Below are 24,112 nucleotides of genomic sequence, written 5' to 3' on the forward strand. Positions count from 1 at the left end.
CGTTGCCGGGAGCCGTTTAAAAAACTTAACATATTAACTAACTCGAGATTATTCCTTAATTAATTTGATAGTACTTTGGCGGTTATCTTCCTGGGTTACCTTAACAAGGTAAATACCCGGGGTAAGCCCGCTAACATCATAGCTGTTGCCAGATGTTGATGCACCAAAGGTTTTAACCAACTGGCCTGTTATGGCATAAACGTCTACCTTTTGGGCAGCTATGCTAATGTTAAACTGGTTGCTGGCGGGGTTAGGATATACCACTGCTTTTGCTGTGGTAAACTCCCCGTTGCCCAGTATAGCCTGTTTGTTACCAAATATCCTGTATTCGCCCGGCTGTAGTGTAACAGTTGCCGTAGTAGCACTTATAGAAGTTTCATCCATTAGGTTATACCAGTCGGTAGTGCCTGTAAAGCCGGTTGTAATGGTTTGTGCACTTGTATTAAAGTTTGCTATAACAATAACTTTATTAAGCGCATCAGCACCTAAGGCATCATTCCAAACATCTATACGAGGGGTTAGCGTGCCCGATGTTACCGTGAATGTAGTAGTTTGGAATACAGGGTTGTTTAGCCTAAGATTAATGATCTTAGACCATGTATTGCGTATTGCTACCCTTGCAAGATCTGTAGTATAGCCTATGGCTTCCGGGATTGGTTTAGGATTAGTACGGCAATCATTATTATAAGTGCCGTTTTCGCAATAGTTAATACCAAAATCGTAACCAAGTTCGCCAAACTGCCACATCATTTTAGGGCCTGGAACCGTAAACAGCATGGCACCTATAGCTTTTTGGCGCTCTAATGCAGTAGCTAAGTTTTTAACGCTATAGTTACCGTTAATGGCACCATAAAGGCCGTTTTTATACATAAGCCTTTCCTCGTCATGGCTTTCAGCATAGCCTACCGCACGTGGCTTAGAGAAGCCTTTGTTTTCAAAATCTACGTTGGCAATGCTGCTGTTATCGGCGTAACCCATACTTAACTGGTTGTAATGATAGTTAAGATTGCTCCACAGCATAATGCCTTTACCTTCATCGGCACGGTAGTTAGCCCATTCAACTTCTTCAGCACCCGATGTGTTTGGGGCAGTACCCCCGGAACCTAAATGTTCAAAGATCACATAAAAATCAGGGTCTAAATCCCATTGATAATCAGCGTATTGTTTTAATATCGCTACCCTGTCAGCCTGGTATGCTTCAGTACAGCTTGTAGGATCGGGGCTACAGTTTTGCGTGAAGCCTTTAGTAAGGTCCCAACGGAAACCATCAATATTAAATTCGGTCATCCAGTGCTCCATTGTCCTTTCAGAATAGTACTGGGTAAGCGGTGACTGGTGGTTAAGGTCGGTACCCACGCTGTAAGCGTGTTTCGCCTCTACGTTACAGTATGGGTTTTCTGCAGTAGTAATGCCAAAGCCATCGCCATCAGGGTCGTTAACCCACATGCGCGCAAGGGGAGAACGGCCGTAAACGTGGTTAAGGGCAAGGTCTAATATTACAGCAATGCCATTTTCGTGGCACAGGTCAATAAACGCTTTCATGCTATCGGCAGTACCATAGGCTTTATCAAGAGCCATGTGGTATGCTGTGTTATAACCCCATGAAATATTGCCTTCAAACTCCATAACCGGCATAAGCTCAATGGTATTGATGCGCATGCCTTTAAAATAATCGATCTTATCTACAAGTCCTTCCCATGTTTTAGCATTGTCAAAATCACGAACCAATAGTTCATAGATAATAAGGTCTTCTTTAGCAGGGCGAACAAAATCAGTTACCTGCCAATCGTATGGTATCTGCCCGGTTTGTAGTACCGATACTTCAAACTGCTGTCCTTCCGGGTATACCGGCATATTAGGGTAAGTGGTTATGTAGGGGTCATCGTACGGAGACAGTACTAATGTAGAGAACGGGTCGGCGGTTTTAACCAAAACAGGAGAATTGGCAACCGGCGTTTGGTCTACCACCCAGTACTGAAATGTGTTAACTGCACCGCTTGTAAGGCCGGTAAGCTCTATCCAGAATTTGCCTGTAGCGGCATCTTTTTTCATGGCATACGCCGATGATGGCTGCCAGTTGTTAAAGCTACCTGCCACGTATACAAAGTCTTTGCCCGGCGCATTAAGCACAAGAGTAGCTTTTGTAGCATCGGTACTGTAGTTAATACCATCGCGCACTCCTGCAGGCAGGGCAGCGGTAACAGTATTAGGGTTTACAATAACATTAAAATCTTTAGTAATTACATTTGTGCCCTGTGTTACTACAAGCTCATAACTTTGGTTTGCAGTAAGGTTACTGTGCGTATAGCTATAACTTGATGTTGAAGGGTTGGTGTTGATGCTCGTACCATTAGCTTTTAGGTTATAGCTTGCATTGCCACCTGTGTTTGTTGCAGAGATGGTAAAGTTAGCACCTGAACTTACTACTGTAGTGCTGTTCTCTGCCGGTGCAGTAAGATTTAGCTGAAAGCTGCCTACGTTTATAAACGTATCTGCCGATTGCGGCGAACCTGTTGCAGCCCTAAATACTACACATATTTGTGTAATTGTACTTGTTGTGGGTACACCAAAATAAGTGTAAAGGTTTGGAGTAAGATCTAACTTATATGTAGTACCCGATACCGGTGTTAAAGCAGGCTGATTGGTGTTATTATTCCACTCGCCCTGTACATATTGCCATTGCTGGCCATCTACCGTTAGGCCTATATGGGCGTAAATAGTGCCTGTGTATGCGGCCATGGGTGTGCCGGCTTTATCAAAGTTTATAGTAACCGGGCCTGTGGCTACAGGAGGCGAAGGAACTGTTGTTACCTGCGCCTGGCTTACAAGGCCAACCAGCAAAAATAGTAGTAGTGTAAATTTTTTCATTTTAATGTAATTATAAAATGGGCTATGCGTTTTTGCATAGCCCATTTAAAAGTTTTATTTAGTTTACCGGGATAAGGATATATCTTCCGTCAAGGTCGTTAAACCAAATGTCATATGTTCCTGTTGTTACCGGTATGTTGCCATCATTTGCATTTTGGCCCTGTCCGCTTATAGGCGTAGTATCGCCCCAGCTGTTAGTCCAGGCATCACCTTCCCTAAACTTCATTTCGCCATCTACAAGGGCTGCTCCTGTTGCATGCCATAGGTGAGGGTTAATTGCGCTTACCGTCATATCAGTATCAGCATCCCATCCGCCCGGTGTTCCAGAGCCTATGTAACCCATTGAAGGATAAGTTGTAGCTCCTGCACCAGCTTCGTAAGCAGTAAAAGTATATGTCATAGCATCAGTATCAACTGTAAATGTATAGTAACCGGCAGTTGCAACGTTTATAGTTCCCGGCTCATTACTTCCGTCTGCACCGCTTGCGCCAAGCACGCCATCTGAAGCAGCACCATACTGTGGATGCCATTCGCCTTTAGCAGCTAAGAATTTAAATGCACCTGCATTAAAATAGCCTGTGTAATAATACATATTAGTTTCTTCAGGGTCTCTAAACAACGGTACATTGTTATTGTTGTTTTCCCAGCCTGCATCGGTAGCGTCGCCTACAAGGAAGAAATCCTGTAAAGCTACTGCGCTTTGGTAAGGAGTAACAAGGTAAGTAATAGTGTTAGAATAGGCTGCCTGACCATCTTGTGTACCTACGGTAGACATAACCCTTACATCTATTGCACCTTCTACACCCGGCTCAAGGCCTAAGCCTAGTGCAGCAGTGTTAAGGGCAGAAGCCGTAATTGTTGCATAAGTGCTTCCGGTAGAAGCAAGGCTTACAGGTGCAGAAAAGTCGCTGCCGTTTGCTGCCACCTGTACTGTGTAATTAATGGCTGTATCTGTGCCATAATCCATATCTTCCCAGCTAATAACAAGGCCAGGGTTGTTTGCCGTCTCGGCAGTTAATATAACGCCTTCACCCGCTTGTGGGGTTAAAATCTGGAACGAAGCCGCAGGCGTTACATAAATAAGGTCCTGTTCTTCTTCACACGAGGCAAACCCACTTATAATGATGGCTGCCATAAAACATTTAAATATATTTTTCATTGCTAATTAAATTTGTAGTTAAATTTTAGTAACCGGTGTTTTGAGTTAAATTAGGGTTTGTATTTAATGCAGATGTAGGTATTGGGAACAGGTTAAAATAGTTAGGTAAAGCAACTCCGTTAGAGCCATTGCCTTTCCATGCCCAGTTATAGCTTCCGCCAGCATACCTGCCAAAACGAACAAGATCCTGCCTTCTGTGGCCTTCCCAGTATAATTCCCTCGCGCGTTCATCTAAGATAAAATCAGGCGTAAGCTCCGATGCGCTTATGTTTCCGTTTACAGATCCCCCACGTGCACGCATCCTCAAGGCATTTACATAAGTAACAGCCTGTGCGGTTGTGGTACCTGCGGCATTTCTCACAGCACATTCTGCATACATAAGGTAAACGTCGGCAAGACGAAATAATGGGAAATCAGTATCAACAAATGTTGTATTAGGGCCAACTACACCTGTAGAAGATATGTTAGAGTACTTACCAACAATATATCCCTGGTCCCTGTCGGCAATATCAGTAATGTCAATTGCTCTGTCACCGCTAATTACAGTATTCCTAACGTCGTTAGTAAACTCATTGCCTGCAAATTTCTCAGCAAATTGCCTTCTTATCCTTATAGCACCGCTCCATGCAGCTGCACTAACACCAAAATTTTCGCCGTTTTGCTCTATAGAACCTACCTGGCCATTAATCATAGTGGTGGTGGCGCCATAGTTTTGGGTTACATTACCATCTGACTGCAATGTAAAGATCATCTCTGAAGATATCTGGTTGTCTGCCGTAAAGTTGTTAAGGTAGTTGGTGTTAAGTGTATAGCCCGAACCAATTATCTCTGTACATTTTGCAGCACACTCAGCATATTTAGGCGTACCAATAAATACGTTAGCATTAAGGTATAGCTTAGCAAGTATCATGTTTGCTACACCTTGGTCTACACGGCCATACTCATTGCTTCGTGCCGCCTTGAGGCTTGGCAAAACAGTAGTAAGTTCGCTTTCTACAAAGTCATATAGCTGTTGTGCGCTATACTGCGGACCACGAACATTTATAGGATCATTCTCGGTAACAAAAGTACCTTTACCAAAAATGTCTATCATGTTGTAGTATACCAATGCCCTTAAAACTCGTGCTTCATTACGATAAAGTTCAATATCTGCAAGTTCTGTAGCATCGGTAACACCGCGACCACTCAATTTCTCAGGAGTAGTTTGCCTAAGATATTCATTAACAAGCGCTACCTCAAGCATAAGGCGGCTGTACATACCTAATATAACCGGGTTATCGGCTGTCCATATATTACGTTGCAGCTCTCTTAAACCGGCATCGTTCTCATAACTCCAAAGAGCTTCATCTGTGGTAAGGGTTTCCATGTAAAATATACAACGGCCATAATTGCTGGTACCGGCATCTACACCCTGTAGTAATGAGCTGCCCGAACCACCTGTACCGGTAATAGATAAATTACCATACACACCCGCCAACGCTTGTTTATAAGCCCCGGGCTGTGCGTAAAAAGCCTCGGTTGTTAAAGTATCGTCGTCTTCCGGAGTGACGTCCAGATCACTTGTACAGGCGCTAAAGGCATAGAGCCCAAACAAACATAACAAGCTTATTTTTATTCTTTTCATTTTCATTTTTTTAGAAATTTATGTTAGCACCAAATAATACCTGCCTTGTCCTTGGATAAATAGTCTGGTCACGGCCATTGTTAGTAATTTCAGGATCTAAGCCCGAATATTTAGTAATAATAAATGCATTTTGAACACCACCAAAGAACCTAACAGATGCTTTGCCCTCAAGCCATTTTTTAAAGGTATAGCCCAGTGTGATGTTATCCATTCTTAAAAATGATCCGTTCTCGATATAAATATCAGAAAACACTACATCACCGGTATTTACGAAATTAGTAGAGGTTACGGATGCAGGAACGTTAGCTAAAACTGAATCAGCCTTTAAAAGCGATAAGTTAGCATTACCTGCATTAACCGCATTGTATATCCTGTTGCCAATGCTTGCCCTCATGTTGAATGAGAAATCAAGATTGCCCCAGTTGATAGTAGAAGCGAAACCAAAGGTTGCATCCGGGTCTGGGTTTTTGTAGATGTATCGGTCTTTATCGTTTATAATACCGTCGCCATTAAGGTCGGCATAAGCGCCTTCAATCGGAGCTCCGCTGGTATCATAAAGTTGTTTGTAAAGGTAAAATGAATAAGGGGTATAGTCTTCTCTAAATACCTGTACGTTACCACCTGTACCAGATCCTGTTCCGCCAAGGTAAATGTCCTGCCCGTAGGCAAGTTTATCAATCCTTCTCTCGTATTTAGTAAAGTTGAAGTTTACATTCCAGGTAAAGTTTTCGGTCTTAACAACATCAGATATTATGCTAACCTCTACACCTTTAGTTGTAAAGCTGCCAATGTTTTGGTATATGTAATTAGAAAGGTTGCCACCATCGGCTACCGGAGCATCTACAAGAAGATCTTCACTCTTTTTATAAAAAACATCTACAGCACCTGTAATCCTGTTATTAAACAAGCCGTAATCTATACCTGCGTTGTAGGTAGTAGTTTCTTCCCATTTAAGAAAAGGGTTGTATTTACGCGGTACTGCTACAGGGTACTGAGAGCCTCCAAACATGTACTGGCTGTTACCATCGCCTAACTGTACCTGCTCCAGGTAAAGGTTAGCTTCCGGGATAGCCTGCTGGCCCGTAATACCGTAACCAAGTCGCAGTTTAAAGTCGCTCACTATTTTAGAGTCCTTAAACAGGTCATCGCCAAGTTTCCATGCAAATGCTGCTGCCGGGAAATTACCCCAACGGTTTTCTTTAGCAAAACGAGATGATCCGTCCCTTCTGTAAGAGAAGGTAAGAAGGTATTTGTCATTAAATGAAAAATTAGTCCTTCCAAAGAAACCTACCAATACCACATCCGGGTCAAGATCAGTTTCAGGGAAGTTGCTTCCCAACTGCGGGTTTAAAATATTACCGGTATAAAAACTTTCCCTTTCAAATTTTTGGTATGAGTAGCCTGCTGTAGCATCTACATTAAATTTACCAAAGGTTTTGTTATAGTTTAAATAGGTATCAATTAGCTTATTGTCAAGCTTACGCCTGCTGTACTCATTGTTACCGTAAGGTGTACTGTTATTGCTTGGGCCTGAAGCGGCATCAGTTGGTACTAAGCGCGTCCTGTTACCGTTAGACCTGTCATAGCCAAGGTTTACAACAGCTTTTAGTTCTGGTAAAAAATGAAAACGGTATTCTGTCTCAATATTACCGTACAAACGGTTGTTTAAACCATTATCCTGAACCTGCCTTAGCTGGGCAACTGGGTTCCTGGTGCCTAACAAGGTTTGGCCGTTGCTTGGGTTGTAGTATTCAAAGAAACCGCCGTAAGGAGAATCAACATCATAAACCGGTTGGGTAGGGTTAAAGTGTATTGCCTGATACTCAACACCATCTGCAAAGCGGTTTTTTTCGTTAGAGTAGTTAGCGCTCACCCTGAATTTTAAATGGTCATCTAAAAATGAAGGATTTAAACTTAACGATACCGTACTCCTGTTAAATTTATTAGTTAGCCTTGCACCCTCTTGGTAAGTGTTACCAATAGATAGGCGTGAAGGAATTTTGTCAAACAGGTTACCATTAAGAGATACATTATTATCTACGTAATCTGTTCTTTGGTAAATTTTGTCCTGCCAGTCCGTATCATAATCGCCAAGAAGGGCAAGATCTGCGGCCGGGCGGTTAGCGGCTATAATTTCCCTGAATTCGCTTGCGCTGAATACATCTATCTTATCGGTAATTTTACCGGAACCATACGTAAAGTTATAGCTAACTTTTAGGTCTTTTGCTCCCTTTTTAGTAGTGATGATAATTACACCATTAGATGCTCTTGAACCATAAATGGCTGTAGCAGAAGCGTCTTTAAGCACAGTAAACGACTCAATGTCGTTAGGGTTAATGCTTGATAGTACCGATGTGGCACCAATACCTCCTTCATTAACAATAGGTAAGCCGTCTATAACAATAAGCGGGTCGTTTGAGGCAAATAAAGATGAGCCCCCCCTTATTCTTATTTCTGAACCTGAGCCAGGTGCGCCACTGGTGTTAATTGTTACACCGGCTACACGGCCGTTAAGCAGGTTTTCTGCAGTAACGTTAGCACCTTTATTAAAATCTTTTTGAGAAACTGTGGTTACAGATCCGGTTGCGTCTTTTTTCTTAACGGTACCGTACCCAATTACCACAACTTCCTGTAATTGTGTTGCATCTTCCTGCATTGTTACGTTTTGCGTTGCTTGGCCGGTGTACTCTATTACCTGCTCGGCAAAACCAATAAAGGAAAACACAAGAACGTCTCCGCTCTTTAGGTTGCCCAAAGTATAATTACCGTCAATGTCAGTAGCAGTGCTGTTTTGTGTGCCCTGCACTAAGACGCTGACCCCGGGTACGGGCTGCCCGGTTGTATTATCACGAACAGTTCCCGTTAATGTGCTTTGTGCCAGCACACTTATGGGAAGCATAAGTAATAAAAGTAGTAACTTTTGATACATAGTTTTCATACAAGTTGTTTAGGTTAAAATTTAAGGGTTTTAGCTTATAAATTCACTTCAAAGGTTAAAATTATCTAAAATAAGGACACAAAAAAACGTTTTCGTTAAATGAACGTTACGCAAACGTTGTCGTGTTGAAAACTTTTGATTTTCAAAGCTTAAAATCGATATTATTCAAAATTTTATTTACCTTTATTTACAATTCAATAATTTTTTGCCCAAAATGAAAAGAAAGGTCACTTTAAAGCAAATTGCCAAAGAACTCGATGTCTCAATTTCAACAGTTTCTAAGTCGCTGAGAAACAGTGCCGAAATAAGTGAGGATACTAAACTAAAGGTACAAGCTTTTGCGAAACTGTACAACTACAGGCCCAACAATATTGCACTAAGCCTTAAGAATAAAAAAACCAAGACTATTGGTATAATTATCCCCGAAATTGTACACCATTTTTTCGCTACCGTTATTAGCGGTATAGAGCAGGTGGCTAACGAAAACGGTTATAATGTAATTGTATGCCTAAGCAACGAGAGCTTTGATAAAGAGGTAATAAATATGGAGGTACTGGCCAATGGCAGTACCGATGGTTTTATCATGTCGTTATCTAAAGAAACACAGCAAAAAAAGGATTTCCACCATATAGAAGAGGTTATAAACCAGGGTATGCCGGTAGTGATGTTCGATCGTATTACTAACGATGTGCTTTGCGATAAAGTTATTATAGACGATCAGCGTGCTGCCTACGAAGCCGTTGATTTCCTGATAAACAATGGTTTTAAAAACATTGCCCTAGTAACAACGGTAGATTATGTTAGCGTAGGCAAGCTGCGTACCGATGGCTACACTAATGCCATGCAGGACCATGATATGCCGGTTAGCGATAATATGATTGTTAAAATTGAAGATATTGACAACTGCGCCACTAAAATTGAGAAGCTATTGCTGGAAAATAAGCCCGATGCCATTTTTGCTGTAAACGAACTGTTTGCTGTAACCAGTATTAAACTGGCTACCAAAATGGGCATTAAGGTTCCTGAAGAGCTTTCGGTAATTGGGTTTACCGATGGTATTATATCACAATTCTCAAGCCCGAGCATAACCACAGTAAGCCAGAATGGTATAAAAATGGGAGGCCGGGCTGCACAAATGCTTATAGACAGGCTGGAACTGGAAGAAGAAAACGAGCAATATACTACTGAACTTATAGAGACACATTTGGTAGAACGGGAATCTACGTCAACGTTGTAGTTTGTTGTAAAATATTGTTTACCAAATTGTTAAAAATGATATTCCGGCCGTAATGCCGGAATTTTTTTATCCTAAAAAATTTTTCACATCAAAATTTAATTATATTTGTCCTGATTATCAAAGCATATAATTTCACTTCAACCAATTATAGTTTTGATAAGCCATACGCGCTTATCGTTTTAATAATCATTAAATTACGATAATGGAAAAGCGTAAATTAGGTTTCTGGGAAATCTGGAACATGAGTTTCGGTTTCTTAGGGATACAAATGGGCTTTGCACTCCAAAATGCCAATGTTAGCAGGATTTTTCAAACATTGGGCGCCGAGATAGACGATATTCCGGCACTTTGGGTAGCAGCCCCGCTCACCGGGTTAATTGTACAGCCCATCATCGGTTACTTTAGCGACAGGACCTGGACCAGGCTGGGCCGTAGAAAACCCTATTTTCTTGCAGGTGCCCTATTGGCATCGGTTGCGCTTTTCATTATGCCCAACTCTCCTGTACTGTGGTTTGCAGCCGGTATTTTATGGATGCTCGATGCCTCTATAAACGTTACTATGGAGCCCTTCAGGGCTTTTGTAGGCGATGTGCTTTCTGAAAAACAACGTACCACGGGTTTTGCCATGCAAAGCTTTTTTATAGGCCTCGGGGCTTATGTAGCCAGCAAGCTGCCTAACATACTTACGTACTATAATGTAAACAATGTGGCTCCCACAGGGCAGATACCGGACTCAGTTAAATATTCATTTTACATTGGTGGCGCGGCCTTTATCATATCGGTACTGGTAACCATCTTTACAACTAAAGAATACAGCCCGGCCGAACTGGAAGCTTTTGAAAAGGCTGAAGCCGATGAATACCATGTAGAAGAACGACCGGTATCCTGGTTTTCGGCAAATGGTAAACGCCACTTACTTATAGGTGTGCTTACGCTTGCCCTTGGTTTACTGTTCTCGTATTTTGTGTATGCTCACAATCTAAAAAAAGACCTTTACGTACTATCGCTTGGGCTTATTGGCCTTGGTGGTGCCGCGCTTATAGTATCCGGGCTTTTCCAAAAGGCGGGTAATTATCGCAATGGTTTTGTAACCATTATGAACGATTTTCAGTTTATGCCCAAGGTAATGAAACAACTTGCCGTAGTGCAGTTCTTTACCTGGTTTGCCCTTTTTTCTATGTGGATATATACCACCGGTGCCGTAACCGAACATATTTTTAAAACCACCGACACTACATCGGTTGCCTATAACACGGGAGCCAATGTGGTTAACGAAATGTTTGCCAACTATAACCTGGTTGGCGCTATTGCAGCCTTTTTATTACCGCTAATTGCAAAAAGAACCAGCAGAAAGTTTACCCACTTTTTAGCACTTGCCGCAGGCGGTATTGGTTTAGCCTCTATTTACTTTTTAGGTAATGCCGGTACGTTTAACGATGTGATCTTCAGGATCGGGTCGCCCGAATCGTATTTTAACTTTACGTTCTATATGTACGACATTTCTATGATGGGCGTAGGTATAGCCTGGGCCAGTATACTATCCATACCATTTGCTATGCTATCCGGCGCATTGCCGGCATCTAAAATGGGGTATTATATGGGGGTATTTAATTTTTTTGTAGTAATACCGCAATTACTGGCAGCCTCAATATTAGGCTTCCTAGTATCCTTCTTTTTTCATAATGAACCCATCTATGCACTCTTAATAGGAGGCGTATCTATGGTAGTGGCCGGCTTTATGGCGCTATTGGTAAATGATAAAGCAAACATCAACATCAATCAATCAAAATAATGAGTCAGAGAGCATTTATATTCGACCTCGACGGGGTAATTGTGGATACTGCAAAATACCACTACCTGGCGTGGCAAAAAATAGCCAACAGGTTAGGAATAGATTTTACGCATGAACATAACGAACTGCTAAAAGGCGTAAGCCGCATACGCTCGTTAGATATTATATTGGGGCTTGGCAACGTAGAAGCATCCCAGGAAGACAAAGACAAATGGCTGGTAGAAAAAAACGAAGACTACCTTAACTATATAGAGCATATGCAAGCCGATGAAATTTTAGTAGGTGTAGTACCTGTGCTGGAATTTTTAAGGCAAAATAACCAACCCATAGCATTAGGATCAGCCAGTAAAAATGCAAGGCCAATTTTAGAAAAAGTGGGCATACTGCACTTTTTTGATGCTATTGTAGATGGTAACGATGTTACCAATGCCAAACCCGACCCGGAAGTATTTTTAAAAGCAGCCCAATTAGTAGGCATGCCTGCCGAAGGTGCAGTGGTTTTCGAAGATTCGGTTGCGGGCATACAGGCGGCCAACATAGCAGGCATGGTAAGTATAGGTATTGGCGATAAGGCCATACTTAACGAAGCCCGGTACAATGTGGCCGACTTTACAGAATTTAGTACTGATTTTTTACAAACTTTAGTTAATTAATACAATGAACCAGGATTATATAGTACCGGATAATTGGAGTATAATAGAAGAAGGATTTGATGCCGAAAGGGTAAAATCGTCCGAGAGCCTGTTCAGTATAGGTAACGGTGCCATGGGGCAGCGTGCCAATTTTGAGGAAAGCTACTCTGGCCATACTTTTCAGGGCAGTTACATTGCGGGTATTTATTACCCCGACAAAACAAAGGTGGGCTGGTGGAAAAACGGCTACCCTGAGTATTTTGCAAAAGTATTAAACGCACCCAACTGGATTGGGATTGATATAGAAATTAACGGCGAAAGCCTGGACCTTGCCAAATGCAGCGAGGTGGTAAATTTTAGGCGCGAGCTTAATATGAAAGAAGGCTGGTACAACCGTTCGTTTGAAGCGGTACTGCCAAGCGGTACCGAAATTAAGGTTAACGTTACAAGGTTTCTATCGGTTAACGATGATGAGCTTGGCGTTATAAAATATGAGGTTACGCCGATAAACCGTGCAGCGCAAATTACCTTTAAACCGTATGTAGATGCAGGCGTTAAAAATATGGATGCCAACTGGGAAGAAACCTTTTGGGAACCGTTAGATGTTCAGCACAATGCCAACCAGGGGTTTGTAACCGCACGTACCTTTAAAACGCATTTTAATGCGGCTACCTATATGCACAACTGTATTTTACTAAACGGTAACGATTTGCAGGTGCTTCCTACAAATGTGGAAACATCTAAAGATAAGGTGCAGTTTGATTATACTGTAGAGGCCAACATGGGCGAAACAACAGCTATTGTTAAATTTGGCGGTTACACTGTATCACTTAACCACGATAACGAAGCGCTTATAGATGCTGCTAAGAGTGTGATAACTTCGGCGAAAGCCAAAGGTTATGATGCACTTTTAGAAGAGCAAAAACAAGCTTGGGCTGGTATTTGGGAAATGGCCGATATTACTATAGATGGCGATGTAAAAGCACAACAGGGTATCCGTTTTAATATTTTTCAACTAAATCAGACCTATTTAGGTAAAGACCCAAGGCTTAACATAGGACCTAAAGGCTTTACAGGCGAAAAATACGGTGGCAGCACCTACTGGGATACCGAGGCGTATTGCATACCGTTTTACATGGCTACCAAAGACCAGCAGGTGGCACGTAACCTGTTAACGTATCGACACAACCAATTGGGCAAGGCTATAGAAAATGCTGCCAAACTGGGCTTTAACAATGGCGCAGCTTTGTATCCAATGGTTACCATGAATGGCGAAGAATGCCACAACGAGTGGGAAATTACCTTTGAAGAAATTCACCGTAATGGGGCTATTGCTTTTGCCGTTTATAACTACTACCGCTTTACCGGAGATTATAGCTACATTCCGGAAAAAGGATTGGAAGTATTAATAGGCATTGCACGTTTCTGGTACCAAAGGGCTACATTCTCTTCGGCTAAGAACAAGTACATGATACTTGGTGTAACGGGTCCGAATGAGTATGAAAACAACGTAAACAATAACTTCTATACCAACTACATTGCTAAATGGTGTATTGATTATACTGTAGACCAGATTACCAAAGTTAAAGACGAATATGCAACCGATTTTAACCGTATTATGGCTTTGGCTAACCTGAACGCTGATGAGATAAGGCAATGGAAAAAAGTGGCCGATGATATGTATTTCCCGTTCTCAGACGAGCATGGGGTGTACCTGCAACAGGACGGCTTTTTAGATAAAGAATTAGTACCGGTTAGTCAGTTAGACCGCTCTCAGCGCCCTATTAATCAAAAATGGAGCTGGGACAGGATACTGCGCTCGCCGTATATTAAACAGGCCGACGTACTACAGGGCTTCTACTTTTTTGAAGACCACTTTACCAAAGACCAGCTCGAAAAACACTTTGAGTTTTATGAGCCGTTAACGGTACATGAATCGAGTTTATCGCCATGTGTACACTCTATACAGGCAGCAGGCCTGGGCAGGATGGAGCAGGCGTACACGTTCTACCTGCGTACATCGCGCCTTGACCTTGATGATTATAATAAAGAGGTAGAAGAAGGCCTGCACATTACCAGTATGGCCGGTACCTGGATGAGTATTGTAGAGGGTTTTGGCGGTATGCGTGTTAAAAACGATACCCTGCACTTTGAACCAAGAATACCGGAACAATGGAAAGGCTACTCGTTTAAAATTAACTTCCGTAACCAGGTTCTTAAAGTATCGGTACAGCCGGGCGAAACCCGCTTTACCCTTGAGGGCGACAGTCCGCTAAACGTTGTGGTAAACGGTAAAGAGGTTACGGTACAGCCTAATACGCTGGTAACAGTTTAGATATTATAAAGATTAGTCAGCAATCGTGGCATTCCCCTCCTTTGGAGGGGTGGCTGAAAGCCGGGGTGGTTGTTTCTATATACTAATAACCACCCCGCCCTGCGGGCACCCCTCCAAGGGAGGGGAATGCCAATCAGGGTTAAATTAAATAAAAACATACCTACAAGGTTTTTAAAACCTTGCAGGAATCAAACAACAACAATGAAAAAATTACTTTACCTACTACTTTTTACCTACGGCTTTGCTTTCGCGCAAGCGGAAAGGGTAGAACCGCCATTTTGGTATAGTGGCATGCACAACCCAGAGCTACAGATACTGTTTTACGGCAAAAACATAGCGCAGTACACGCCAACGGTTTCTAACAATGTGGTAATAAAAAATGTAGTAAAGACAGAAAATCCCAACTATGTTTTTGTAACCATAGATACTAAAAACGTACCGGCATCAGAACTTACATTTTCGTTTAAAAACAAAAATAAAGTTGCCTTTACGCAAAAATATGAGCTAAAGCAGCGTGAGGCCAACTCGGCGCAACGCAAAAGCTACGATTCGTCGGATATGATGTACCTTATCATGCCCGACCGTTTCGCTAATGGTAACCCCAATAACGATTCAGAAAAATCGACTACAGAGAAAGTTAAAAGGGATAATCCTAACGGCCGTCACGGTGGCGATATTGAAGGGATCATTAAAAACCTCGACTATATAAAAGAACTTGGCGCTACCGCTGTATGGAGCACGCCACTGTGCGAAGACAATGACCCGCGTGGCAGCTATCACGGGTATGGGCAAAGCGATGTATATAAAATAGACCCACGCTACGGTACAAATGAGGATTACCTGCGCCTTTCGGCAGAAGTAAAAAAGAAAGGCATGAAGCTGGTTTTAGACTATGTAACCAACCACTGGGGCGCAGAGCACTGGATGTATAAAGACCTGCCAATGTACGAATGGGTGCACCAGTTTCCGGGCTATTCGCAGAGTAACTATCGTATGTCGACGCAGTTTGATACAAACGCTTCTCAAATAGATAAAAGGCAATGTGTAGACGGCTGGTTCGTACCTTCAATGCCCGATTTAAATCAGTCAAATCCGTTAGTGTTAAACTACCTTACGCAAAATGCCATCTGGTGGATTGAGTACGCCGATCTTGATGGTTTTAGGGTTGATACCTATTCGTATAATGATAAGGAAGGTATTGCAAAATGGACTAAGGCCATTACCGATGAATATCCGTATTTTAATATTGTGGGTGAGGTTTGGATGCAAAACCCTGCGCATATGGCTTACTGGCAAAAAGACAGTAAAATTGGAGCGATAGAAAGCTACAACTCGCACCTGCCAAGCGTTATGGACTTCTCCTTGTATGATGCCCTGCAATGGTCGTTTAACGACGACAATGCCGGATGGGATAACGGTATGCAAAAAGTGTACAATAACTTTACTAACGATTTCCTGTATCCTGACATAAACAGCATCCTTGTTTTTGCCGAGAACCATGATACCAACCGTATAAACCAGAACTATAAAAACGATTTTAAAAAATACCAAATGGCAATGGCAATTGTTGCTACGGTAAGGGGTATTCCGCAATTGTATTATGGGTCGGAGATAGGTATGGCAGGCGATAAGGGCAAAGGAGATGGCGATATCCGTCATGACTTTCCGGGCGGCTGGGCAGGCGATGCCAATAATGCATTTACCAAAGCAGGCCGCGATACGCAGCAACAGCAGTATTTTGATTTTACATCAAAGCTATTTACCTGGAGAAAAGGTAAAGAAGTAATACACACCGGTAAAACTACACAGTATATTCCTGATAATAACGTGTACGTGTATTTTAGGTACAATGATAAAGAAACCGTTATGGTTGCCATAAACAACAGTGCCGAAGCTAAAACATTTAAAACGGCACGCTTTGCAGAAAATATCAAAAACCATAAAATTGCTAACGATGTACTTACCGGTAAAACGGTAGATGTAGGCGGTGAGGTTACTATGGAGCCAAAATCGGTACTGGTACTGGAACTGAATTAATTTGCTACAACCAAACTATTATAGCATGAAAAAATCGATTATAACCCTTATGGCATTGGCTTTTGTAGCAACTGCCTGTAAGGATGAAAAGAAAACTCAAAGTGAGTCCATTGCAGCGGCTGAGGTAAGCTTGCCTCCTGTAAGCGATGCCACTTCAGAGAACAGCGTAATTTACGAGGCTAATATTCGTAACTATTCGCCGGAAGGCACGTTTAATGCCTTTACAAAGGATATTCCTAAACTAAAGCAGTTAGGGGTTAAGGTGCTGTGGGTAATGCCCATTTATCCAATCTCAATGAAACGCCGTAAGGCAACTGCTGATAAGTCGATTGAAGATATTACCGACCCGGCTGAAAAGAAAAAATACCTGGGTAGCTGGTATGCCATTACTGATTATACTGCCATTAACCCGGATTTGGGTACGCTGGAGGATTTCCAGAAACTCGTAAAAACTGCGCATGATAATGGTATGTATGTTATCCTCGATTGGGTGGCTAACCATACCGGTTGGGATCATAAATGGATTACCGAGCACCCTGAATATTACGAGAAAAACAAGAAAGGCGAAGTGACCGATCCGCTTAATCCGGAAACAGGCGAGCCTTGGGGCTGGACCGACGTTGCCCACCTTGACTACAAAAACAAAAAGGTGTACGAGCCCATGCTTAACGAAATGATTTATTGGGTTAAAGACCAAGGTATAGATGGTTTTAGATGCGATGTTGCCGATAATGTACCTACCGATTTCTGGAATTTCGCCCTGCCTAAGCTTAAAGCTGTAAAGCCATTGTTTATGCTTATGGAGTCGGAAAAAGAATATTTGCTAAAAGGCCAGTTTGATATGGGTTATGGCTTTGAAGCACATCATGTAATGAACGACATTGCCAAAGGCACTAAAACCGTTGCCGACTGGGATAAATTAATGATACATCTATCTGAAAAATATGAGAAGGATGATATTATGATGAACCTTACCAGTAGCCACGACGAAAATGCATGGAACGGCAGCGAGTACGAAAGGATGGGCGATGCCGCCGAGACTTTTGCTGCGTTAACGTATGTTATGCCGGGTATGCCGCTTATTTATACAGGTCAGGAATATGATAACAAAAAACGACTTAAGTTTTTTGAGCAGGACCCTATAGAAAAAACTAAAGGGCACATGTTTGCTGTTTATGAAAAGCTGGGCGAACTTAAAAATAAAAACGCAGCATTAAACGGTGGTAAAAACGCGGCAGCCTACAGAAGGATAAAAACATCTAATGATGTTAATGTACTTGCTTTTGAGAGAAGTAATGGGAGCGAGAAAGTATACTTTATGGCAAATCTTACTAAAAACCCAATGAGTTTTACGGTAGATTTAGAAGGTACTTATAATGATTACATGAGCGGAAATGCAACAACTATGGCAAAAGGCCAAAAAATTGATGCTAAACCGTGGCAATACTGGATTTTAATTAAAAAATAAATAAAAAGCGTACGTGCAAATGCATGTGCGCTTTCTTTTTTTATATTTACTATAACGTTTTCTTAAACTCTATTTTTAATTCTTAAACTTTATCACATGATGAAAAAACTACTTTTATTTTGTGCAGTGTTCATAGCGGGTACTGCAATTTCTTTTGGACAGATTACCAGTATGGGTATTATTGGAAGTGCAACGCCGGGCGGATGGGATACTGATACTGATATGGCTACTGCCGATGGTGTAACATACACATTAGATAACTTTACACTTACCTCCGGGGTGGTTAAATTCAGGTCTAACGACTCGTGGGATGCCGGCGATGATTGGGGAGGTACAACTTTTCCTTCAGGAACAGGAATCCTTAATACTGGTGGTGTTGATATCCCTGTACAGCCGGGATTGTATGATATTACTTTTAATGTAACAACACTTGCCTACAATTTTGAAGATGTTGGCGGTTTTGATGCTGTTGCGATAGTGGGCGGGAGTATAAATGCAGCTTTAGCTACAACTAACGGAATTAATTATTTTGCTAATAACGTAGCGCTAACGGCAGGCGATTTTGCTTTTAAGGTAAATGATGCGGCAGTAGGCTGGGGTAGCAGCAGTTTCCCTACGGGAACCGCTGTAGAGGGCAGCAGTATCCCTGTACCGGAAAACAATTACAACATTACATTTAATAAAGAAACGGGCGCTTATGCTTTTACCTATGTTATTATAAGCATTACAGGCGATGCCGTAGGTGGTTGGGGTACAGATGTAAATATGGTTACTACAGATGGTGTGAATTATAGTGTTGCCAGCCAGGTATTTACGACAGGCGAAGTAAAATTTAGGCTAAATAATGCATGGGATACCACTTGGGGTAATGCTTCATTCCCTATGGGTAATGCAACAATAGTGGGCAATGGTGGTAATATGGCTATTCCTGCCGGAACGTATGCTGTTATTTTTAACAGAGTTACAGGTGCATTTGCCTTTACCGAGCCTACAACAGGCTTAACCGATATTAAAGCAGCTAAAGCAACAGTTTATCCTAACCCATCTTCTACCGCATGGACATTTAATGCAGGTAACGATACTATTAACAGCGTACAGGTAACAGATGTTACCGGTAAAGTTATTTATAATGCAGCGCCTAATACTACACAGGCAAACGTAAGCGCAAGCAGTTTTGCAGCGGGCATTTACTTTGCAAGGTTAACCGCAGGTAATGCGGTACAAACCATCAGGATTGTTAAAAATTAAGGTTACTATTTCCTAATAGAAAAGAAGCCGTCTCAATACTTAAATTGAGGCGGTTTTTTTAATTATTATCTTTGGATATTATATTTTTCAGGGCGAGATATTTTTAAGCGGGGAACAGCTTCTTCTTAGTTTTACTGAAATGTTTTTTTATCAATCTTTAAAAGCATCTAAAGCTGGAGATGGCTTGCCATCTTCCATCCAGGCGCTTAAGGCATACTTGCTCCAGCTTCTTGCTCCCTGCGGTTCCCAGTAAATTACACCAAGGCCTTTGTTGTTAGGTACATTTTTAACCGCTTTTATAGTGGCTGCAAGCATATCATAAGTGTTTTGCACTTTGGTATCCTCACCGCCCACTTCAACCACCATAACCTCTTTATTGTAACGGGCAGCCATATCGTTTAAGTTATATTGTAAGTCGGCAATGTTTTCGGTATAGTCGCTTTTAATCCAGTAAGGGTAGTAGGAGAGGCCTATCACGTCATACTTTACATTGTTTGCCGTGGCATTATCAAAAAATTCGCGGAACCTCTTATTATCGTTACCCTGATCTACGTGTACAATTACTTTTATCTTCTTGTCGATAGCTTTAGTGGCATCATACCCTTCATTTAATAATAATGCAAGTTGGCTCCACTTATCGGTACTACCATCGGGCCATAGCATGCCGCCAGGGATTTCGTTACCCACCTGAACCCACTCCGGTGTAACTCCGGCATTTTTTAGTAGCTGTAATACATCATAGGTATGCTTATACACATCTTTTCGCAGGTCGGCAAAAGAATGGTTGGCCCATGCGGCGGGTTTTGCCTGCTTGCCGGGATCGGCCCAGGTATCGCTGTAATGAAAATCGATCATAATGCGCATTCCCATCTTTTGAGACCGCACTGCCATCGCAACAGTTTCTTCTGGGCTGCAATGCCCGCTTGCTTTATTATCATTCGGGTTAACCCAAACACGCAGGCGTATGGTGTTAATGCCACGGTCTTTTAAGAGTTGCAAGCAATCTTTTTCAGAACCATCGGTATCATAAAATTTGTAGCCTGTAGCTTCCATTTGGGGTAGCCAGCCTACATCGGCACCTTTAGAAAAGGAGTCTTTTGGGGTAGTTGCCATTTGAGATTTGCACGATGCAAAGGCAATTGCAATTATAAGGGAAAATGATATTTTTCTTAATCGGTTTTTCATGTTTTTACTAATAGCGGGTTTGGAATCGTAAACGTAAAGTTACTTAAAATTTAGAATACTCTATTCAGGCTAATTTTGTGCTGTTAAAAGATAAACACTTTATTCTTTTAAAATGTTTAGTGTAATTGTACATTTACGGATTAAGAAGCTAACTCATGCCATCACAAAACAGCCCATCTGTAAAATCAGAACTGCATCCCCGCAATAAAAACCGGGAACGTTACGACCTGGATGCGCTGATTGTTGCCGAAACCGAATTGGCCAAGTATGTGAAGCCAAATAAATTTGGTGATGCATCGGTTGATTTTTCAAACCCTGTGGCGGTAAAACTGTTGAATAAGGCATTGCTTAATCATTATTACGGAATTGAATATTGGGAATTCCCTGATGCCAATTTATGTCCGCCAATACCCGGCCGGGCCGATTACCTGCATTATATTGCCGATTTGTTAGCTGAAGATGATGCTGGGATTATCCCTATAGGAGATGCCCTAACCTGCCTTGATGTGGGCGTGGGCGCTAATTGCATTTACCCAATACTTGGGGTTACCGAGTATGGGTGGAAGTTTATCGGGGCGGATGTCGACCCAAAATCTATCGCATCGGCACAAAATATTGTAGATCATAATCCATCGCTTAAAGGAAAAATTGAATGCAGGTTGCAGGAAAATCCACGTCATATTTTTCAGGGTATAATTGGCCCTGATGAAAAGATTGATATAACGGTATGCAACCCGCCTTTTCACGCCTCTGCCGAAGATGCGCTAAAAGGCACACGTCGAAAAGTAAAGAACCTTTCAGGTAAAAAGTCTGCAACCCCAGAGCTTAATTTTGCAGGTATAAGCAATGAACTTATATATGATGGCGGTGAACTTAGGTTTATTACCAACATGGCTTTTGAGAGCAGGAAAATGGCTAAAAATTGCTATTGGTTTACAACTTTAGTATCTAAGGAGTCTAATCTGAAAAGCATTTATAAACTGCTGCAAAAGCTGGAAGCTACACAAATCAAAACCATTGTAATGGGCACCGGTAACAAAACAGCACGTGTTGTAGCGTGGACATTTTTATCGGGAGAAGAGCAAAAGGTTTGGAGAGAAACCCGTTGGGAAAAAGCGTAAAAAAAACTCCGGCCTAAACCGGAGAATTATATTTAAAGATCTACACGCAGTGCGAAAGAGATGTTATGGTGCTTAGTAGGCGAATTTTTAAAAACAGGGTTAAGTTCGTACTTGGTGTAGAGCGCAACCCCGCCAATGCCTATGTAGCAGCTAACGCCATAAATAAATTTGTTTACATTATAATCGGTGCGTATGTTGCTGGTAACCCTGTCGCCGTCTTCTTTGTACCTAAGGCGTTGCATTGCGCCGGTATTTAGCCCTACAAAGCCGCCTAAGCCTACGTTAAGCTTGTTATTATTATCATACCTAAAGTAGTCTTTATATTCTTTTTTAACAGATGACCCAAACTCAAAATGAAATGGCACGACCAGGTTATCCATCCTTAACTGGTTTCGTTTAAGTTTATAAGGAAACTCCTCTAACTGGGTCACGCCGTTGTTGTTTACAAAAATTTGATTGTCTTTAGGCGAAAGCGTATTAAACTGATACGAAATTCCGTAAACCAGGCGTATTGCATTAGAGTTTTTAAACATACGTGTCCTAAGGGCAATACCTACTTCTACAAATCCGCTTTTGCCAAAATGGTAATCGTCGCCAATAGTTTTTCCGTCGCCTACGGTGTTGTTAAAACCAGTGGCTAAAACAATGTCCGATCGGGTGCGTTTATCATATTTAATCTTAGAATTTTTTGCATTATAATGCACACCCAGCAAAAAACTACCCTTATCATCATAAGCGTTACCAAAGCCCAACTCTACAGTGTAGCCCTCATTAAGCTTAGTTTCATAGGACTCATTACGTTTTACCAAAGCTATCTGGTTATCAATAATAGCCGACTTATTATCAATATTAAGCGCTGCTTTTTTAGCTTCTTCTTCTTTAAAGGTTTGCGCCTGTTCTTTGGTAATCAGGTTAAGTTCAAGCTTGGTGTTTATATCTTCTATGGCTTTTTTAAGCCTGTACTTTTCCTGCTCGGCAATATCGGCCTTTTGTGCCTCAAGGTAAGCAAGAGTATTTCTTTTTTGGGTTTCGGCATACTGTGAAGCTATAGTAGCTGATGCCACACTGTCTTTAACGGTTTGTGCATTGGCATTAGGCATGCAAAATCCTGCCGCCGCAAGGGCGATGTAAAAAATAATTCGTTTCATGATTGATGATTGTTTATTGATTAAGGCGTGCTAATTTTTACCGGCTATCCTTATGGTTTTAAATTTGTGCTTAAAAATGTTAAGGGCTTTTTCTCTAAAGGTGGTGTTTACCTCGGTTTCAGCTTCGTTTAAAAGGGCGGTGTTGCTGGTAGGCTTATTAGTATTTTTAAGGCGCTCCAGGGCAATTTCTTTTTGTGCCGAAAGCAGCAGCGAATCGACTTCCTGTTGTGTTACCTGTCCATTTTTTTGCGACATCTGAGTTAAAGTATATGCAATTTCATTAGCTTTTAAAAGTTCTAATTGGGGTAGAGGGGTATTTACGGCAACTGCTGTTAACGTATCTTTTACCGAAGCAGTAATGGGCTGTCGCGTTGCCTCATCAGGATTGTTTTTGTGTGCGGTTATTGCTACGGATGTTGGTGCGGCAAAAGTATCGGCAGGGGTAATTACAGGAGCCGCTACCGGTTCCGGTGCAAGTACACTCTCCGGAGCTGTAACCACCTGTAGTTGCTGCGGTTTATCTGCTACATTGTTTTGCATCAGTATAAACATAACGATGCCTGCGGTGAGGATAAAGCATGCAGCGGCACAATACCATAGTATGTTTTTGCGGTTCTTTTTCTTATTGTTCTGCCTGTTGTAAGCTACCCTGGTCCACGCATCGGGCGAAGGGGTAATGGCACGATCCTTAAACTTGCGTTGCAGTTGTTCTTCTATATTTAATTTATCCATTTTCTTTCCTGCTAAGTGTTGCTAATTGCTGTTGCAGCATTTTACGTGCTTTAAAAAGCTGCGATTTAGAGGTGCTCTCTGTAATATCCAGCATTTTTGCTATCTCTTTGTGGCTATACCCTTCTACCGAATACAATATCATAACTGTTTTGTAGCCATTGGGCAAATTATCCATAAGCCATTGCAGTATCTCTATATCATAATCCGATTCGGCGGGTATAGGTACGGTTTCTGCCTCTTCAATATCGCTAAAGTAAAGCTGCCTGCGGCTCCGTAAAAAGTCAACCGCCTCGCGTATCATTATTCGGCGCAGCCATCCTTCAAAACTGCCTTCGTGCCTAAATTTGTCCAGGTTCTCAAAAGCCTTGGTAAACCCCTGTATCATCACATCTTCGGCATAATGCAAATCTTTAATATAACTGCGGCACACGCCCAGCATTTTTGGGGCATGCCGGTTAAAAAGCGACTGCTCTGCTTTGCTGTCATTACGCAGCGCTTTTTTAATAAGCGTTTCGTCTGATGTATGTAATGCAATTATTTTCAAGGTGTATGTAATGGTTGGTTATACTAAAGACGGATAATTTTTTT

General features: G+C 41.8%; 16 protein-coding genes. 8 read left to right on the plus strand and 8 right to left on the minus strand.

The window, feature by feature from the left end; all coding sequences use genetic code 11:
* Window positions 1-48: 48 nt before the first annotated feature.
* From FMM05_RS17710 to FMM05_RS17725, 4 genes are read right to left on the minus strand one after another with little or no spacing between them, the layout of a single operon-like run.
* On the minus strand, window positions 49-2,868 hold the full coding sequence (locus tag FMM05_RS17710) for an alpha-amylase family glycosyl hydrolase (RefSeq protein ID WP_143374758.1): 2,820 nt from the start codon (window positions 2,866-2,868) through the stop codon (window positions 49-51).
* A 58-nt stretch (window positions 2,869-2,926) separates the two neighbouring features.
* A complete protein-coding gene (locus tag FMM05_RS17715) occupies window positions 2,927-4,027 on the minus strand; it encodes a SusE domain-containing protein (RefSeq protein ID WP_143374759.1) in 1,101 nt (366 codons plus the stop codon).
* Window positions 4,028-4,052: 25 nt separating this feature from the next.
* Complete coding sequence (locus FMM05_RS17720) at window positions 4,053-5,651, minus strand: RagB/SusD family nutrient uptake outer membrane protein (protein ID WP_143374760.1); 1,599 nt, start codon at window positions 5,649-5,651, stop codon at window positions 4,053-4,055.
* A gap of 10 nt (window positions 5,652-5,661) precedes the next feature.
* Entirely contained in the window at window positions 5,662-8,589 is a 2,928-nt protein-coding gene (locus FMM05_RS17725; RefSeq protein ID WP_143374761.1) for a SusC/RagA family TonB-linked outer membrane protein, read from the minus strand.
* Between the two features lie 214 nt (window positions 8,590-8,803).
* On the opposite strand from FMM05_RS17725, the gene FMM05_RS17730 reads away from it, so the two are divergent.
* From FMM05_RS17730 to FMM05_RS17760, 7 genes are all read left to right on the plus strand, one after another.
* The gene (locus tag FMM05_RS17730; RefSeq protein ID WP_143374762.1) at window positions 8,804-9,826 is read left to right on the plus strand and encodes a LacI family DNA-binding transcriptional regulator; all 1,023 of its coding nucleotides are present in this window, start codon (window positions 8,804-8,806) and stop codon (window positions 9,824-9,826) included.
* Window positions 9,827-10,028: 202 nt separating this feature from the next.
* The gene (locus tag FMM05_RS17735; RefSeq protein ID WP_143374763.1) at window positions 10,029-11,618 is read left to right on the plus strand and encodes an MFS transporter; all 1,590 of its coding nucleotides are present in this window, start codon (window positions 10,029-10,031) and stop codon (window positions 11,616-11,618) included.
* Entirely contained in the window at window positions 11,618-12,271 is a 654-nt protein-coding gene (gene pgmB / locus FMM05_RS17740; RefSeq protein WP_143374764.1) for a beta-phosphoglucomutase, read from the plus strand. The genes FMM05_RS17735 and pgmB overlap by 1 nt, the downstream gene beginning before the upstream one ends.
* A gap of 4 nt (window positions 12,272-12,275) precedes the next feature.
* On the plus strand, window positions 12,276-14,585 hold the full coding sequence (locus FMM05_RS17745; protein ID WP_143374765.1) for a glycoside hydrolase family 65 protein: 2,310 nt from the start codon (window positions 12,276-12,278) through the stop codon (window positions 14,583-14,585).
* A 201-nt stretch (window positions 14,586-14,786) separates the two neighbouring features.
* Entirely contained in the window at window positions 14,787-16,622 is a 1,836-nt protein-coding gene (locus tag FMM05_RS17750) for a glycoside hydrolase family 13 protein (RefSeq protein WP_143374766.1), read from the plus strand.
* 25 nt (window positions 16,623-16,647) lie between these two features.
* Complete coding sequence (locus tag FMM05_RS17755; protein ID WP_143374767.1) at window positions 16,648-18,090, plus strand: alpha-amylase family glycosyl hydrolase; 1,443 nt, start codon at window positions 16,648-16,650, stop codon at window positions 18,088-18,090.
* A gap of 96 nt (window positions 18,091-18,186) precedes the next feature.
* Complete coding sequence (locus tag FMM05_RS17760) at window positions 18,187-19,338, plus strand: T9SS type A sorting domain-containing protein (protein WP_143374768.1); 1,152 nt, start codon at window positions 18,187-18,189, stop codon at window positions 19,336-19,338.
* Between the two features lie 150 nt (window positions 19,339-19,488).
* On the opposite strand, the gene FMM05_RS17765 is transcribed toward FMM05_RS17760, so the two are convergent.
* Entirely contained in the window at window positions 19,489-20,523 is a 1,035-nt protein-coding gene (locus FMM05_RS17765) for a glycoside hydrolase family 53 protein (RefSeq protein WP_143374769.1), read from the minus strand.
* Window positions 20,524-20,678: 155 nt separating this feature from the next.
* On the opposite strand from FMM05_RS17765, the gene rlmF reads away from it, so the two are divergent.
* Window positions 20,679-21,644 (plus strand): 23S rRNA (adenine(1618)-N(6))-methyltransferase RlmF, encoded by a 966-nt coding sequence (gene rlmF, locus FMM05_RS17770; RefSeq protein WP_143374770.1) that lies wholly within the window; start codon window positions 20,679-20,681, stop codon window positions 21,642-21,644.
* A gap of 32 nt (window positions 21,645-21,676) precedes the next feature.
* On the opposite strand, the gene FMM05_RS17775 is transcribed toward rlmF, so the two are convergent.
* Genes FMM05_RS17775 through FMM05_RS17785 form a run of 3 tightly spaced genes read right to left on the minus strand, consistent with a single transcriptional unit; the run spans window position 21,677 to window position 24,068 of the window.
* Window positions 21,677-22,792 (minus strand): DUF2059 domain-containing protein, encoded by a 1,116-nt coding sequence (locus FMM05_RS17775; protein ID WP_143374771.1) that lies wholly within the window; start codon window positions 22,790-22,792, stop codon window positions 21,677-21,679.
* A gap of 30 nt (window positions 22,793-22,822) precedes the next feature.
* Complete coding sequence (locus FMM05_RS17780; RefSeq protein ID WP_143374772.1) at window positions 22,823-23,524, minus strand: hypothetical protein; 702 nt, start codon at window positions 23,522-23,524, stop codon at window positions 22,823-22,825.
* Entirely contained in the window at window positions 23,517-24,068 is a 552-nt protein-coding gene (locus FMM05_RS17785; protein ID WP_143374773.1) for an RNA polymerase sigma factor, read from the minus strand. Before FMM05_RS17785 ends, FMM05_RS17780 begins: the two co-directional genes overlap by 8 nt.
* Window positions 24,069-24,112 lie beyond the last annotated feature (44 nt).

The sequence above is a fragment of the Flavobacterium zepuense genome (assembly GCF_007097145.1).
GTDB lineage: Bacteria > Bacteroidota > Bacteroidia > Flavobacteriales > Flavobacteriaceae > Flavobacterium > Flavobacterium zepuense.